This window comes from Streptomyces sp. NPDC038213, assembly GCF_055600495.1.
Genome location: NZ_JBVJYM010000005.1, coordinates 372509 through 386555 on the forward strand (window position 1 = coordinate 372509; position 14047 = coordinate 386555).

A 14047-nucleotide genomic window follows, 5' to 3' on the forward strand; every position below is an offset into this window, starting at 1 on the left:
TTCAGCGTGAAGGCGGAGATCCAGGGCACGCTGCCGCCCCAGTAGGCTGGGTTGGACCTTGCCGGGGTCCCACCAGATAGCCAAGTCGTAACAGAGCCCAGAGTCGTCCACTCGTTAGTCACGGCGCGATCCCCATTGCGGCAAGGTGTGCAGCAACTTTGTCCTTCAACTCGATGATTTTCTCTTCGAGTTCCCCGATAGTCGAATCGTACCGGTCGGCCAAGGCCCCGAGGCGTCGCACCAATGTTGCCCCGAGATCAGTGACCTCGCCGCCGATTCGCCCAGTGATCGTGCCGCCCCACTTGTCGCCGATAACCAGCGACTGAATGTCGTCGGTGGTGAGCTTCGTGTACTGCGCAAGCGCGAGCTGCTCGAGCTTGGCAGTCGCCTCCTTGACCACCTTTTTGGCAGCAGCCTCCGCTTCGTACAGCTTGAGTACACGCTGGAGGGCTTGGATCTCGTCATCCTCCGCACCCTCGTGCATGGCGACGCGCAGTCGAGCGGTGGCGAGCTTCTTGGTGATCTTGTCGTCCTCGACGGCTTCCCAGAGGAGACCGTCCTCGACGGCATGCTCTTCGGCGTACTCCTCGAGCGCCTGCGACGCGACTTCATGCTCGGTGATGAGCGCATCGAGCTCGGCCTTTTCGCTCGGGAAGAATCGCGCGATCACGTACTCGGGTGGGATGAGGTCCATGACCCAGCGCTTGGCGTTCGCACGGGTTCCGGTGATGATGTGAGCGTTCTCGTACTTGGGCTTGTTGTTCTTGTCCTTCCAGGTGCGGGCGAGCCGAGGCTTCGCTGCATCGTCCCAGCCCTCGCTGACGATGAGCGCGACGTCGTCGTGCATAGAGGCGTGCCAGTAGCTCATCAGCTGCTCATATACGCCGTACTCGTCGATCAGTGGGCGCGGACGGAAGGCGTCAAGAAGGGCCTCGGAGATGTCATGGATCAAGTCGTTGGCGGGGGTCGCACTGGTAATGCCCGTCAGTACCTCGCGCTTGTTGGCCCACCAGCTGGCCACCGTGTCGGCAGTGCCCTGCGCAAAGGCCTGATACTCGTTCGAGCCAGTGACCTTGCCGTGGATGTCCCCCGTGTCGATGGTCAGTTCCGAGTAGCCGTCGCGGAGCGGCTTGAAGAGCGCTGCGCGGAGGCTTGGGAAGGCATCCCAGTACGGCTGCAGAGCGTCGAGGTCGCGGTTCGGGATGCCTCCCTGGAGGTGGGCATGCAGGTCCTGGATGTCCTCGGGCTCCGAGCTGTTGATGTAGCGCGGGAGGTTGAGGTTGTAGTCGTTCTTGGGGCCGGAGATCTCGCGCAGTGGCACCATGCGTGAGTAGCGGTCGATCTGCTTCTGGTTGACGAAGGCGTCGACGATCTTGTGCATGTCCCGCGGCCGGAGGCGGTTCTTCGGACCGTCCTTCTCGAAGCCCTTCGAGGCATCGATCATGAAGATGCCGGTTCGCGACTGGGCATCCTTCTTGTCGAGGACAAGGAGGCAGGCCGGAATGCCTGTGCCGTAGAAGAGGTTCGCCGGCAGGCCGATGACTGCCTTGATGAGCCCCCGCTTGACCAACTCGGTTCTGATGGTTGCCTCGGTGTTGCCACGGAAGAGGATGCCGTGCGGAAGGACAACCACGCCCTTGCCAGTCGACTTGAGTGACTTCACCATGTGCAGCAAGAAGGCATAGTCGCCGTTTCTGTCCGGCGGCCAGGCGTATCCGTCGAAGCGGCCGTAATCCTTCTCGAACCCGTTCGTCCACGTCTTTACCGAGAACGGCGGGTTAGCGACCAGGTAGTCGAATGTGTCGAGCTTGTCGCCTTGACGGAACTTGGGGTCAGAGAGAGTGTTGCCCTGCGCGATGTCGTGGGTCTCGTTGCCGTGCAGGATCATGTTCATCCGGGCAAGAGCCCAGGTGGCGTTGTCGTTCTCTTGGCCATAGATGGTCAGGCCGTTCGGAGCGGCGTCGGCAACCTTGATCAGCAAGGAGCCTGATCCGCAGGTCGGGTCGTAGACCGTCCTTGCTTTCGGGGTGCCAGCTGGGATCTGCAGGAGCTGGGCCATTACGCGTGAGACCTCGGCCGGCGTGTAAAACTGGCCCTTGCTCTTGCCGGACTGCGTCGCGAAGTGGCGCATCAGGTACTCGTACGCGTCACCGAGGAGATCGTCTCCTTCGGCCTTCGAGCCGGAGAAGTCCATGTCCTGGAAGATGCCGATGAGGTTGGAGACCTTGTCCTGAAGCTCCTTGCCAGAGCCGAGCTTGGTGGGGTCGTCGAAGTCGGCGTTGTTGATGACGCCCTGGAGGTCATTGGCCTCGGCGAGCTTGCGGATCGCGACGTTGACCTTCTCGCCGACGTCGGACTTGCCCTTGAGCGTGATCAGGTAGTCGAAGGACCCGTCCGCAGGGACCTCGATGAGCGCGTACGGGTCGGCCTTGGCCTTGTCCGAGACGTACTTCACGAAGAGCAACGTCAGGACGTAGTCCTTGTACTGGCTCGCGTCCATGGAGCCGCGGAGCTCGTCAGCGCTGCTCCATAGGGAGCTGTACAGGTCGGACTTCTTGAGTGCCACTTAACGCCCTCCGTTGTGCCATCAGCCAGCTACTGACTTTAGCGGTGTGACGTGAGGCCCACGGCCCAGTGATCGTGCGAGCGAGCCACTCCACGCTTCGGAGTGTCGGACGGAGTGCTGGAGTCACGGCCCAGCGACGTCCACCGACGCATCACGGGGTCAGGAGGACCTTGTTCCACGCCGGTCGAGCAAGCTCTGCTCGCACCCGGGGGTCTCGAGGGGCGCCAAGGCGCACGGCGTGACCCTTTGGCCTTGGCGCCCCTCGAAGGCTCCGGGTGCGCCCACCAGGTAGTCAGTCGGCGGGGAACACTCCGCAACCTACCCACCGAGCCCCATGAAAGGAGGGGGCCAGGAAGTCACAGCTGCGCTGCATCGCCTCGTGGCGCCGTCGGCTGTTGCGCGGGACGGAGGCAGGAGCGGTGGGCCGCGCAGGAGCTTGCGTCGTTCGTCGAGCGAAGCAATGCGGCCAGCAGCGGGACACTGCCCCTTGATGAGCTTCTTGTCCCTACAGCACTCTGCCGGACTGGCCCGCGCCGTGCTCGCATCGGTAAGGCGCGGGTCCAGGCGGCTGTTCCGGTCTGGGAACCGCCCAATCTCGGCTCTGGGCCCGCTGGACCTGCCGCGAGATGCCCAGGGCAGGCTGGATTGCTAGAGCTCCCGTAGTGAGGTGAGGACCTGGCCCAGAAGGAGCGGGCTGCTCTGGCTTCGCCCATCGGGTGCTTCGCTGATGGCGGCCGAGGGCTGGGCCGGCACCTCCGCCCAGACGAACTTGCCGGGGTGTGGACGGCGGGGGTGGTAGCCCCAGCGCGTGGCCATGGCGGCGGTGAGTATGAGGCCACGGCCGCCCAGAGCGCTGTCGCTGGGGGACTGGGGCGTCGGCGGGCGGGGGTCGCTGTCGCCGACCTGCAGGACGACGCCCGTCGGGCTCGGCCAGAGCCGCAGCAGGATCATGTCCGGAGCGGGCCGTGCGGCATCTGAAGGCCCCAGTGGGCGTGCGTGCTCGATCGCGTTGGTGGTGAGTTCCGAAACGAGAAGGCGTGCCACTTCGGTGCCTTCGGCGGGGAAGTCCCAGCGGCGGAGTACGTCGACGGTGTGGCAGCGGGCCCAGAAGGCGGCGCTCGGGATGGCTGCGAGCGAGAGGTCGCTGACGAGAGGGACGGGCTGGCTCATGCGGGTGGCTTCCTCGGCGGCGTGGCCAGGTGGCAGGCGGTGTGCCGTGGCTAAGGAGGCGGCCCCCGGGCGGCGGGAGGGGTGCCTCCCAGGGGCTCGCCGGCTCTCGCGGGCTACTTCGTCGCGATCACGTAGACGCTGCCCCAGTGGCGCTTCGGGTTGGCCATGGCGGAGTCGAAGGTCCACGGCTCGACGGTGGAGAAGCCGGCCTCGGTGAAGAGCTGGACGAGCTTCTCGTGGTCGTAGGCCCACAGGTGCTGGGTGTACTTGGGGTCGTCGTCCTGGTCGCGGAAGACGAGGTTGACGAGGTCGAGCTGGGTGTTGATGTCGCCGAGGCAGTTCCGCTTGGCATACCAGCGCTCGACCATCTCGGCGGAGGTGTCGAGGGAGCCGGGGTAGCGGCTGAGGGCGAAGCCGGCGTCGGGGACGCCCGTGATGATCTGGCCGCCGGGGGCGAGGACGCGGTGGGCCTCGATGACGTACTGCTTGGCCGAGCGGGGGTAGTCGATGTGCTCCAGGAAGTGCTCGGAGAACAGCGTCTGGGCGGTGTTGTCGTGCAGGGGGATGCCCTCGCGGACGTCCCAGAGCAGGTCGGCCGGCGGGACGGCGTCGATGTTGAAGAAGCCGTCGATCCGGTGGGCTCCGCCGCCGATCTGGACCTTGGCGGGCTTGTCGTCGATGCGGCCGTTGGGCCAGGCACGCCGACTGGTGTGGTGGTAGCGGTGGAGTTCGATCTCGCGAGCGGCGGCGCGGAGGCCGCGGCCCAGCCCGTGGGTGGTGGCCGGGTCGTCGAGGAGTGAGGCGATCTGCTCGCCGAGGAGGTCGACCGAGGGCATGCCGGAGGTGCTCATGACAGGGCTCCTGATCATGAAGGGGGCTGGGTGAGGTGGTGCTGTGGGTGAGGTGGTGGGTTACGCGGCGCTGGGCGCCGGGGCGGTCCACTGCTTGTTGCGCATCAGGGTGTACTTGATGTCCACCAGGCGTGGGGCGATGGTGAGGGAGAGCTCCTCGGCCGGGTGGAGGTGGCCGGTGTCGTCCTGCTCGGCGCGCCAGATGCGGTAGGCCAGGTTGGGGTAGGCCGGGTTGACGCCGATCTCGCCCTTGGGCATCGTGCCGTTGAACGGGGCGACGATGTCCATGTGGTTCCAGTAGTTCCAGGCTTGCAGCGCTTTGTACTGGTCGAAGTAGAAGTAGAAGTCGGGGTAGCGGCCGAAGGTGCGCAGCTCCCGGTGGATGAGGTGGCCCAGGAGCGGGCCGAGCTGGGTGGCGAGGGCGTCGAACTCCCAGCGGGTGTGGTGCCAGGCTTCGGGGATCTCTCCGGGGGTGAAGAGTCGTGCGGCCACGAGGTGGCTGATGCGCTCGACGAGGTACGTGGCGGCGTGCTCGGGGTCGATGGCGGGATCGACACGGCGGAGGAGCGTGGCCAGCTCGTCGGGGCGGGGGCGGAACTTCGCGAGGTCGAACTTGCCGGACAGGGCGGGGAAGGAGGCGAACAGCAGCTCCTTGTAGAGCCAGTTGTTCAGCTCCCCCAGTTCCGCCAGGCGGCGGGTGTGGCGCGAGGTGGAGTGGAGCATCAGGTACTCCGCCACGGCTTCGAAGTAGAGGTAGCCGAGGATCGGGAGGCGGGGGATGGTCTCGTCGAGCTGCTGAAGGAAGGCTTTCGGGGCGATGGCTGTGCCCTGGTAGGCCACGGTGGCGGCGGTGGCGAGGAAAGCGGTCGAGTTCTTGACGCGGGCCACGACGGTCTCGCGGAGCTGGTGCCGCTCGTTCTTGCTGAGCAGGTACTCGAGGTGGCTGTAGATCTGCAGATGGATGAGTCCCAGCCTGAGGTAGTCGATGCCGGCCAGCCCCCGGTACGACTCCGGCGGCGTGTCGATCTCGATGATCAGTGGGGTGGGCCTGCGGTCGGTGATGCCGAGCTTGGCCAGGAAGGCCGGCGCCTCCCTGGTCAGGACGTACGAGGCCAGGTTGTGCATGCGGAAGCCCTGCTCGGTGGGGGTGAGCGGGGCGCAGTAGATGCTTCCGACGAGGCAGCCGCCGGAGGGGTAGAGCATGCCCTCCTGGTTGATCTCCTCCAGTGCGTGGGTGACGTGGAGGAGGTGCAGCTTGCCCTCGCCGCTCAGGGCGTCGAAGAGGGCGTTGCGGCGCAGCAGCTGGCCGTTCGGGGTGCCCTCCGCGAGGCGTTGGTCCCATGTCGCGGCCTGGGCCGTGAGCGGGTCGACGGGGTCGGCGGGGCTGGGGATGAGGCCGCTGCCGTAGAAGGCGTGGGCATCGGCCCACAGGTGGTAGGCGTCGAGGAAGTCCATGGTCACACCAGCCCTGCCTGGGCCAGCGCGAAGCGGACGGCCTCGGGGCTGCTGGCCCCTGCCAGGTGGGCCTTCTCGGAGGTGAGGACCAGGTCGAAGGCCAGGCCGCGGTACTGGTCGAAGGCCGGCTCGCGGACGTGCCGGGCGTCCGGCCACCAGGTGGCCTTCGGCAGCCGGTACCGGTCGAGGGCGTCGGCCGCCTTCAAGATGTCCGCCAGCGACTCCGCCTTCGCGTGGTCGTGCCAGTCGTCCGCGGTGAAAGCGTCGTACGGGACGTCGTGCAGGCGGACGGCGGTCGCCGCCTGCACGATCCGGCGGGGGGTGGCCGTGAGGCCGAAGTGGCCCCACACGGTGTCGGCATTCGCGGCGAGCCAGATGGCCGCGCGGGCCCCGTGCCCCTGGTCGTTCTTGTCGTGACGGCGCTGGCAGTCGTGAACGGCCGCGGCCACGACCACCGTGGCGGTGTCGGCGTCGTCGAGCCCGTTGCTGTCGGCGAGTACGGCAGCCAGTGCGGCCGTACGCATGCTGTGACGGACGCCGTGGATCGAGGTGTACAGGCGAGGCGTCGCCATCCAGGCGGCTGGAAGCGCGGACTGCTTCAGCAGACTCCGCGCAGCCGAAGCCAAGGCCGGCTGCGCTGTCGTCGTGAAGTCGGGCCGGTTCTCCTCGATCCACTCGACGGTGGCCCGGTCCATGTACTGGTGGAGCGGCAGCTGCCGACGGGCAGCCTGGCCGATCAGGGTTGCGGTTGCTGGGGTCGTGCTCATGTGTGCCCACCCCCTTGGTGGTCTCCGCGGTGACGTGCTCCTACCTGAGGGGCGCGGCCTGCTGCTCGCGCTCCTTCCGCTCCTGCTCGGCGGCCTCGAAGGCGGCGGTGAAATCGGCCAGCTCCTGCTCGGTCATCAGCGTGATGCCCAGCTCCGCCGCCACATCCATGATCTTGGCCGTTGCTTCGTCGCGGGCGGCGTCCGAGGCGTCGTCGCTGAGCAGCAGCTCGAACTCGGCGTGGTAGCCCCACGCCTCGCTCCACTTGACCGCGATCTCGACGCCGTCGAAGCGGTAGTTGTGCCGGAAATTGAACGCCTCGTGCATGGCGGCCTCGAAGCCGAGGCTGTTGAACACCTTCACCGCGGCGGACACGTCGGCGGGGGCGATCGCGAACTCCGTCTCCGCGAATGCGGAGCCCTGTCCGATCTTGCTCCCTTTGAGGGTGATCTTGGCGGTGCCGGCGGCGGTGTTGTCGGTGACCTTCAGCAGCTGGTCGGGCAGCACGTAGAAGTAGATGTGCTTGTCGTCGTTGCCGAGGTCCTCGCCATCCGCCTTCAGGCGGGCGACCAGCTGGTCGTGGGACTCCTTGGGGAAGCGGGCCCGCATCTCGATCTCGATGGCCACGGGGTGGTGTCTCCTCGTTTCAGGCATGGCGAAGCCAGCCGGACCCTGGCGTGGGGGCCCTGTCCGGTTGGCCAGGCGCTATGGAATTGGTGCTCGGAATGGGGGTGGGGCGAGCGGTGCGGCCGGGCCGGGGCCCCGCCGCACCGTTCGTGGAGCTCTGCTGTGTCAGCCCAGGTCGCCGAAGCGGGCCTGGACCACACCGGAGTGCAGGTACGTGGGCAGCTGGACGCCACCCACCGACGGGCGGCTCGTGGCGACCTGCTCCTCCGTCTCGCTGGGGAAGCCCTCCAGGAGACGCAGGCACTGCTGGACCCACTCCCGGGACGCGGGCCAGTTGCCCAGGTCGCGGTGGCGTACTGCCAGGGCGTAGGCGGTCTCGGTCGCCGCCCAGCGGTCGCTCACCAGCTCACGCTGGAAGATCGACTCCAGTTCGTCGGTGGAGGCCAGGCGGGTCTGGTTGGTCATGGTGCCCTCTCAGATCAGACGGTCGTACCCCAGTGGTGTTCAACGCGTCGGCGTCCCACCGGTGACGCCGTGCTCCGCCGTCAGTACGTGTAGATCTCGGCCAGCGTCTTGTAGTCCTGCAGCTCGTCCTTGTCGAACCACAGCTCCACCTCCTGCTTGGCCTCCTCCGCGTTGCCGGAGGCGTGCACGAGGTTGGCGACGGCCTTGCCGGAGGCGATGCTGGCCGCGGCGCTGTAGTGCGAGAGGTCGCCTCGCACGGTGCCGGCGGGCGCCTGGTTCGGGTAGGTGCTTCCCACGATCTTGCGGACCGTGGCGATGGCGTCGTAGCCCTCCAGCACCAGGGCGATTACCGGCCCCTGCTGCATGAAAGTGGAGGTGACGTTGTAGACCTCCGCCCCGAGACGCTCTTCGAGGTCGAAGTAGTGGCGGCGAGTGAATTCCTCGTCCATCCACTTCATCTTCGTTCCGACGATCTTCAGCGCGGCGTCCTCGAATCGCGTGATGATCCTGCCTGCCAGGCCACGCGCCAGCGCATCGGGCTTCAGCAGGACGAGCGTGCGCTCCACGGTGTGTGCCTGATCCTCGGGCATTGTCTCCCTTTCGCCTTGCTAGCAACCGGAGATGACGGGCGATCAGCCGTCACCTGCTGAGGTTACCGGCGTCGGCGAAGCGGGCAGGCTGAGCATCGGTGTCCTGCGGCTGTCGGAGGCAGATACGGCCTCTGTGGGGAATGGATCAAGGAATCGAATTGAGCCAACCTCGCTGTCTCCCCTACCCGAAGCGAGCACGCATCTAAAATCTCCTTGTGGTCGTCCGGTCGCGCTTACGCCTCGCGGGCTGGTCCCGGATCCGGAACGTTGATCAGGCGAATTTCCCTCCCGATGCCTCCGATTCTTCCGGGGTACGCCTTGCGCGACCATGAAACGCCAGTGCAGTCGGAGTGCACCTTCGGCACGCGGGTTCCTGCATCGAGAGCGGCGACGACGAAGGGGCGGCGTGTGGAGGTCATCGAGCTCTGGAGCGGGCGGTACGCCTGCATCCTTCAGTCCGCGCTCAGGCTCACCAACGAGCAGTTCGCTGCCCAGCTCGGCATCGCCGTCCGAACCGTCGCAGCCTGGCACGCCGACCCCGCCGTCGTGCCGCGCAAGGAGATGCAGCAACTCCTGGACTCAGCCCACGAGCAGGCCCCGTCGGCAGCCCGTCAACGGTTCTCCCTGCTGGTCGCGAACGAATACCGACCGGCCACGCCGAGTCCCGCTGGCGCCCAGGCGCTCCGAGTCGCCATCGCTGTGGTCACCCGTGACGATCAGGTCCTGCTGGTGTGCCGACGGCACGACGACGCGTCGGGCATCACCTGGCAGTTCCCCGCCGGCGTGATCAAACCCGGCGGCAGGGCCGAGACCACCACGGTGCGGGAGACGCTGGATGAGACAGGGGTCCACTGCGCGGTACGCCAGGAGCTGGGGAGCCGCCTCCACCCGGTGACCGGGGTGCTCTGCGACTACTTCCTGTGCGAGTACCTGGCGGGCGAGGCGGCCAACGCCGACGCTGCGGAGAACGCGGACGTTATGTGGGTTCCGAAAAACTCACTCACCCGATTCATCCCCGTCGATACGATCTTCCCACCCATCCTGGCCGTCTTGGAGGAGCAGACGTGATGCAGCAGAACGCTGAGGAACGACCGGGCATCGCTGCGGCCATCGTGGTGCACGAAGGGCGCGTGCTCATGGTGCGGCGCAGGGTCAGCGAGGGCCAGCTCTCCTGGCAGTTCCCGGCTGGCGAGGTCGAGCCCGGCGAAGGCCGGGAGGATGCGGCCGTGCGCGAGACCCAGGAGGAGACGGGGCTGACGGTGAAGTCGGTGCAGCTGCTGGGTGAGCGGGTCCACCCGGCGACTGGTCGGCTGATGTCCTACACGGCCTGCGAGGTGATCGGCGGAAACGCGCACGTCGCGGACACCGAGGAGCTGGCCGAGCTCGCGTGGGTTGCTCATGCAGAGATTCCGCAGTACGTCCCCTACGGCCTGTTCGAGCCGGTACAAGAGCACCTCGATGTGGCCTTGAACCGCTGACGAAGGCCTTCGAGGCGAGTGGCGTCGCCTGGACTGGCTGCTGTACCGAGACCGTCAGCAAGCAAGGAGGTAGAGCGACATGATCGAACGAGTCCGCGCCGTCCTCGTCACCGCTGACGACACGATGCTGGTAATCCGCCGTACCAAGCCCGGAATCCCGACGTACTGGGTGCTGCCCGGTGGTGGTGTCGAAGCCGGCGACGAGTCTCGGGAGGCCGCCCTCCATCGGGAGATCCACGAGGAGATCGCGGGGAAGGCCGACATCGTCCGGCTCCTCCACACGATGGAGACCGACGACGAGCGTCAGCTCTTCTACCTCGCCCGCGTCGCGACCTGGTCCTTCGAGGACCGCAGCGGTCCCGAGTTCAGCGCCGAAGGCCGGGGCGAGTACGCGCTGGAGGAGATCCCGCTGACCGTGGAGGGGCTCGACGGCATCGACCTCAAGCCCGAGGAGATCGACCACGTCCTGCGGGGCGCCATCAGCGCCGGGACCCTCGCGCCGTTCAGTCGCTGAACGCCTCGGGCGTTCTTCTGCGGGACCACCTGCTGTGCTCCCGGGCGAACATGGCCACCGCCATTGATGGTGGCGGCGTTCGGGCCACCGTCCGCTTCGGCGAGCGCTTGCGCCGGGGTGCGGACTTCTCCTCAGGCTGCGATCCGCCCTCGGTCGCTGCATGGTGGACCGGTGCCCCCTGGCTCCGGTCCGCTCCCGCCACCCCAGGGGCGGGATCGGCTAAGACACTCTTCCCCGCCGGGGAAGAGTGTCTTAGCCGATAACTTGCTCCAGCCGGAACGATGGTGAGCGGTTCAGGCTGCTGCGGTCGTTGGCGACGAGGGTGTGCTGTTCGTGCCTCGTGCGGGCCTTCGGATGGCGGCGGTGCGACGGGGAGACGACCGGGGACGGGGCGAGTGCGCCGCCCCTTCGCGTGTTCCGTGGGGCGAGCAGCGGCGGTGGAAGTCAGGCGGCGTCCGCCTGGACGGCATCGAGTTCGGCCTGGAGATCCTTCTTGGCCCTTTCGAGGAGGTCCTTGCCGGCGCCCAGACCCTTGGCGCGAACGGCCTCCTCGATGCGGCGGCGCGAGACCCTGCCGCCCCGGCCCCGCGGGGCCGCGCGCCCGATCTCGATCACCTGCTCGAAGGTGGCGACGGTCTGCCCGGAGCGTTCGACGGGCGGATTCCCGCCCTCAGCCACTTGCTCGAGTTGTGGCTGAGTCACCTCTTCAGCGGGTTGCGGGGCGGGCGCGGCGGCCGAGCCACGTCCGGGCCGCGGGCGCACGGGCCTGTTAATAGTGGGGGCCGGGGTTTGTGGCTCCGGGTGTGCCGGGTGGCGCTGGACGATGAGGTAGAGGTGGACGGCTCCGGCCAGGGCGAGCGGGGCGATGGCGGAGATGACGCCGACGGTGAGGTCGTCCAGTAGGAGACCCGTGTGGCCGGTCTGCTGGTTGAGGCGGACGGCGTGGAGCACGTTCGCCCAGATGCTGGTGGCGGTGGCCAGGCTGACCAGGCCGGCCACGTACAGGCGGGCTCGCAAGTGGACGGTCCGCAGCACGAGCAGGGCGCCGATGCCGATGGCGATGAACCCGTCGACGACCAGCGGGAAGGCGTATGTGAGCGCGGGGTGGATGTGGCTGGCAGCGGCCATCTGGCGCAGCGCGTCGTAGGAGAGCGCGAACGCAGCCAGGGCCATCAGGGCCACTCCGGTGCGGATCGCCTCAGCCAGGGATATCCGGAGAGGCTGGGCAGAGGAGGTGGAGGCGGGGTTGTGCGTGGGCAAGCGTGGGGCTCCCAGAGGTGGTGGAGGCGGCTGCCAGCGGTGGCCGCCGTGGCGGGTGAAGACTCGTCCCACTCGTCCCGTGCCTGGTCAGAGGTGGTACGGGTAGCAGAGCGGTACGGGTTGGACTCGTCCCGGCGCGGCGAGCAGTCCCTGTGCTGACCTGCCTGGGGACGGGTGGGACGAGTGCGAAAGAGACGGGTGCGGCAGGTGGGCCGCCAGAGCTGGCCGCCGGCCCTTGGATGTGGCGTGGTACGGGTCCACCCGTCCCGCCCTTGCGACTCGTCCCTGCGCTGACCTGCGCTGATACGAGTGGGACGAGTCGGGACGGTCACGTCCCGGACGGCTCCGACGGGGTCTCGGACGGGCAGTACCGGTCCCATGCGTCCACGAACTGGGCGCGGGTGAAGCCCTTGGCCTGGGTCCCCTCGGGGAAGCGGCGCGTGGACGACCTGATGGCGAAGGGATCCAGCAGGATCTGCAGGCGACGCGGGATCAGGCCCTGGGCGCCGTCGTTGGCCCAGGGCGCCTCCTCGTCACGGTTGAGCATGGTGAGGATCGTCCTGGTGGGTAGGGCAGCTGGGTCGCCACAGGCTGCGAAGGCGCGGCGGATGTCGACCAAGAGGCGGGTGTGCAGCGAGTTGTCCTGGTCGAGGGCGGCCTCATGCGCGGTCATCACCCGGCATGCGGTTCGGGCACGCTCAGGCCAGTCCCCTCCGGCGAGATCCGCGACGATGACCAGCGCCTCCCACGTGTCCGCAGCCCGGTCTTCCACCGGCATGGAGACGGGCATGAGCCTCGTGGCCTCCTTCCCGCGCGGGCGCAGCCACGCGGCGAGGCGGTCGCGTACCGCGTGCAGGGCAGGGGTGTCGCGGAAGGCGCGGAACTCCGAGACGGTCTCGCCGTTCCGGCGGCGACGCATCCGCATCACCACGGACCGGTCCATGATCGTGTCGGGCAGATCGCCGATGCCGGCGAGGGCGGCCATCGCGAAGGTGTGGAAGCGGACCACCTCGTGGTTCGGTCCGGCGACGCGCAGCGTGTAACGGCTCTTCTGGAAGCCTGCGTTGAGCAGGCCCCGAAGCTCCTCGTTCTTCTCCGCGACCTTCGCCGAGCCGAAGATCGTGTCGACCTCGTCCACCAGTAGGGTCGGCGGATCCGACTCGCTGATCGACCGGAAGATCGCCGCAGCCGAGGCGTTCACGGTGATCAGCGGATCGTGGACGGTCTCGGTGATCACGTCCAGGAGGCGCGACTTCCCGCACCGCTTCGCCGGACCCACCACCGCCAGGCGCGGCGCGTGCTGCCAGACCGACTGCAGGTGCGTGGCCGCCACCCACAGCGTCACCGCTGTGAGCGCCTCGGGGCTCGGCAGAACCACGTACCGCTCGATCTGCGCGGCCAGATCGGCCAGCACCCGGTCGCCCTGCGTGCGGGGACCGATCGGAGCGGAGACGGGTTGTGGCAGCGAAGCCTTCGGTTCCACGGCCGAGTCCGCCGGGACGGTCCGGTGGGCATCGGGCTGCCCGGGTACGGCCACCGGCGGCCAGACCGCCTTGGGCGGGGCGGTGATGGGGTCAGGGGTATTGGGCATCAAGGGGGCGGCTCCTTTGCCGGTGCCGCGCTAGCGGTCACCTCTCGGGAATTGGGAAGGGAAATCCGGCGTGGCCGGGGTGCGTGGACAACACAGCCACACACCAGACCCAGAAGTCCAGAGCTGGCTCTAGAACTCCTGAAGGGTTTCCGGCCCAGAACCGTATCCCCCGAATCCCGGTCACCGAAATTGCTGCTGTCATCGAGCGCATCGCTGACGGCAGACAGGAAAGGGGTTCCCATAGGGTCGCAGCGGAAGTTACAACACACCAATGCCACCACGATCTCTTGAAATCGGCCCCGCAGGTCGAGCCGCCGCCCGCGCCATCGAGCGCACCCGTGCCGCCCGCGGCTACTCCCAGCGCCAGCTCGCCGCCCGCATCCGCGCCCTCGGCCGACCCATGACCTTCACCGCGCTCTCCCGCATAGAGCGCACAGTCCGACGCTGCGATGTCGACGACCTCGTCGCCATCGCCGCCGCCCTCGGAACGCCGCCCCAGACCTTGCTCATGAACGCGCCGGAGCGTCCCCAGGCAGCCGGAGCGGGCGAAATATAGCCGACGATCCCCGGTTTCCGAAACCGGGGATTCTCCAGACCATTGGTGCTGTCGGTACGCCCGCTGTCCCGTCCCTTGCCGTACCCCTGCCCATTTCATGAGAGGGAACTCTTGCGTCGATCGCCGATAACCCCTGCCCGCAATAGCCTTGCCGTCGAT

Annotated in this window: 14 protein-coding genes; 4 read left to right on the plus strand and 10 right to left on the minus strand. The window is 67.6% G+C overall.

Features of this window, described 5'->3' with window-relative positions; translation table 11 throughout:
* Nucleotides 1–118: 118 nt before the first annotated feature.
* The 8 genes from ACZ7JZ_RS11120 to ACZ7JZ_RS11155 all read right to left on the minus strand — a co-directional run bounded on the left by ACZ7JZ_RS11120 (nucleotide 119) and on the right by ACZ7JZ_RS11155 (nucleotide 8489).
* Complete coding sequence (locus tag ACZ7JZ_RS11120; protein ID WP_470936143.1) at nucleotides 119–2566, minus strand: type I restriction-modification system subunit M; 2448 nt, start codon at nucleotides 2564–2566, stop codon at nucleotides 119–121.
* Nucleotides 2567–3214: 648 nt separating this feature from the next.
* Entirely contained in the window at nucleotides 3215–3736 is a 522-nt protein-coding gene (locus ACZ7JZ_RS11125) for an ATP-binding protein (RefSeq protein WP_470936146.1), read from the minus strand.
* 113 nt (nucleotides 3737–3849) lie between these two features.
* Nucleotides 3850–4587 carry a class I SAM-dependent methyltransferase gene (locus ACZ7JZ_RS11130; protein WP_470936149.1) on the minus strand — a complete coding sequence of 246 codons (738 nt, stop codon included), beginning with the start codon at nucleotides 4585–4587 and terminating at the stop codon, nucleotides 3850–3852.
* A gap of 60 nt (nucleotides 4588–4647) precedes the next feature.
* Nucleotides 4648–6042: a hypothetical protein gene (locus ACZ7JZ_RS11135; protein ID WP_470936409.1), complete on the minus strand. Its 1395-nt coding sequence runs from the start codon at nucleotides 6040–6042 to the stop codon at nucleotides 4648–4650.
* Between the two features lie 2 nt (nucleotides 6043–6044).
* Nucleotides 6045–6809 (minus strand): hypothetical protein, encoded by a 765-nt coding sequence (locus tag ACZ7JZ_RS11140; protein ID WP_470936152.1) that lies wholly within the window; start codon nucleotides 6807–6809, stop codon nucleotides 6045–6047.
* A gap of 40 nt (nucleotides 6810–6849) precedes the next feature.
* Complete coding sequence (locus ACZ7JZ_RS11145; protein WP_470936154.1) at nucleotides 6850–7434, minus strand: CYTH domain-containing protein; 585 nt, start codon at nucleotides 7432–7434, stop codon at nucleotides 6850–6852.
* Between the two features lie 165 nt (nucleotides 7435–7599).
* Nucleotides 7600–7899 (minus strand): hypothetical protein, encoded by a 300-nt coding sequence (locus ACZ7JZ_RS11150; RefSeq protein ID WP_470936157.1) that lies wholly within the window; start codon nucleotides 7897–7899, stop codon nucleotides 7600–7602.
* 80 nt (nucleotides 7900–7979) lie between these two features.
* On the minus strand, nucleotides 7980–8489 hold the full coding sequence (locus ACZ7JZ_RS11155) for a nucleoside-diphosphate kinase (RefSeq protein ID WP_374775016.1): 510 nt from the start codon (nucleotides 8487–8489) through the stop codon (nucleotides 7980–7982).
* Between the two features lie 408 nt (nucleotides 8490–8897).
* On the opposite strand from ACZ7JZ_RS11155, the gene ACZ7JZ_RS11160 reads away from it, so the two are divergent.
* The 3 genes from ACZ7JZ_RS11160 to ACZ7JZ_RS11170 all read left to right on the plus strand — a co-directional run bounded on the left by ACZ7JZ_RS11160 (nucleotide 8898) and on the right by ACZ7JZ_RS11170 (nucleotide 10481).
* Nucleotides 8898–9557: an NUDIX hydrolase gene (locus tag ACZ7JZ_RS11160; protein WP_399816292.1), complete on the plus strand. Its 660-nt coding sequence runs from the start codon at nucleotides 8898–8900 to the stop codon at nucleotides 9555–9557.
* Nucleotides 9557–9967, plus strand: a complete 411-nt coding sequence (locus ACZ7JZ_RS11165; protein WP_399816585.1) for an NUDIX hydrolase — start codon at nucleotides 9557–9559, stop codon at nucleotides 9965–9967. Before ACZ7JZ_RS11160 ends, ACZ7JZ_RS11165 begins: the two co-directional genes overlap by 1 nt.
* 79 nt (nucleotides 9968–10046) lie before the next feature.
* On the plus strand, nucleotides 10047–10481 hold the full coding sequence (locus ACZ7JZ_RS11170) for an NUDIX hydrolase (protein ID WP_470936161.1): 435 nt from the start codon (nucleotides 10047–10049) through the stop codon (nucleotides 10479–10481).
* A gap of 444 nt (nucleotides 10482–10925) precedes the next feature.
* Here the strand turns inward: ACZ7JZ_RS11170 and ACZ7JZ_RS11175 are convergent, their stop codons facing one another.
* Nucleotides 10926–11741: a DUF2637 domain-containing protein gene (locus tag ACZ7JZ_RS11175; RefSeq protein WP_470936164.1), complete on the minus strand. Its 816-nt coding sequence runs from the start codon at nucleotides 11739–11741 to the stop codon at nucleotides 10926–10928.
* 328 nt (nucleotides 11742–12069) lie between these two features.
* Entirely contained in the window at nucleotides 12070–13332 is a 1263-nt protein-coding gene (locus ACZ7JZ_RS11180; protein ID WP_470936167.1) for a DUF3631 domain-containing protein, read from the minus strand.
* 271 nt (nucleotides 13333–13603) lie between these two features.
* Between ACZ7JZ_RS11180 and ACZ7JZ_RS11185 the strand changes: the two genes are divergently transcribed.
* The gene (locus tag ACZ7JZ_RS11185) at nucleotides 13604–13888 is read left to right on the plus strand and encodes a helix-turn-helix domain-containing protein (RefSeq protein ID WP_470936170.1); all 285 of its coding nucleotides are present in this window, start codon (nucleotides 13604–13606) and stop codon (nucleotides 13886–13888) included.
* Nucleotides 13889–14047: the final 159 nt, after the last annotated feature.

What these genes read in the sequence shown, in the direction of transcription:
- ACZ7JZ_RS11150 (WP_470936157.1), bottom strand. Translation starts at nt 7,899, where the DNA reads ATGACCAACCAGACCCGCCTGGCCTCCACCGACGAACTGGAGTCGATC.
- ACZ7JZ_RS11180 (WP_470936167.1), bottom strand. Translation starts at nt 13,332, where the DNA reads ATGCCCAATACCCCTGACCCCATCACCGCCCCGCCCAAGGCGGTCTGG.
- ACZ7JZ_RS11165 (WP_399816585.1), top strand. Translation starts at nt 9,557, where the DNA reads ATGCAGCAGAACGCTGAGGAACGACCGGGCATCGCTGCGGCCATCGTG.
- ACZ7JZ_RS11135 (WP_470936409.1), bottom strand. Translation starts at nt 6,042, where the DNA reads ATGGACTTCCTCGACGCCTACCACCTGTGGGCCGATGCCCACGCCTTC.
- ACZ7JZ_RS11140 (WP_470936152.1), bottom strand. Translation starts at nt 6,809, where the DNA reads ATGAGCACGACCCCAGCAACCGCAACCCTGATCGGCCAGGCTGCCCGT.
- ACZ7JZ_RS11130 (WP_470936149.1), bottom strand. Translation starts at nt 4,587, where the DNA reads ATGAGCACCTCCGGCATGCCCTCGGTCGACCTCCTCGGCGAGCAGATC.
- ACZ7JZ_RS11185 (WP_470936170.1), top strand. Translation starts at nt 13,604, where the DNA reads ATGCCACCACGATCTCTTGAAATCGGCCCCGCAGGTCGAGCCGCCGCC.
- ACZ7JZ_RS11170 (WP_470936161.1), top strand. Translation starts at nt 10,047, where the DNA reads ATGATCGAACGAGTCCGCGCCGTCCTCGTCACCGCTGACGACACGATG.
- ACZ7JZ_RS11155 (WP_374775016.1), bottom strand. Translation starts at nt 8,489, where the DNA reads ATGCCCGAGGATCAGGCACACACCGTGGAGCGCACGCTCGTCCTGCTG.
- ACZ7JZ_RS11125 (WP_470936146.1), bottom strand. Translation starts at nt 3,736, where the DNA reads ATGAGCCAGCCCGTCCCTCTCGTCAGCGACCTCTCGCTCGCAGCCATC.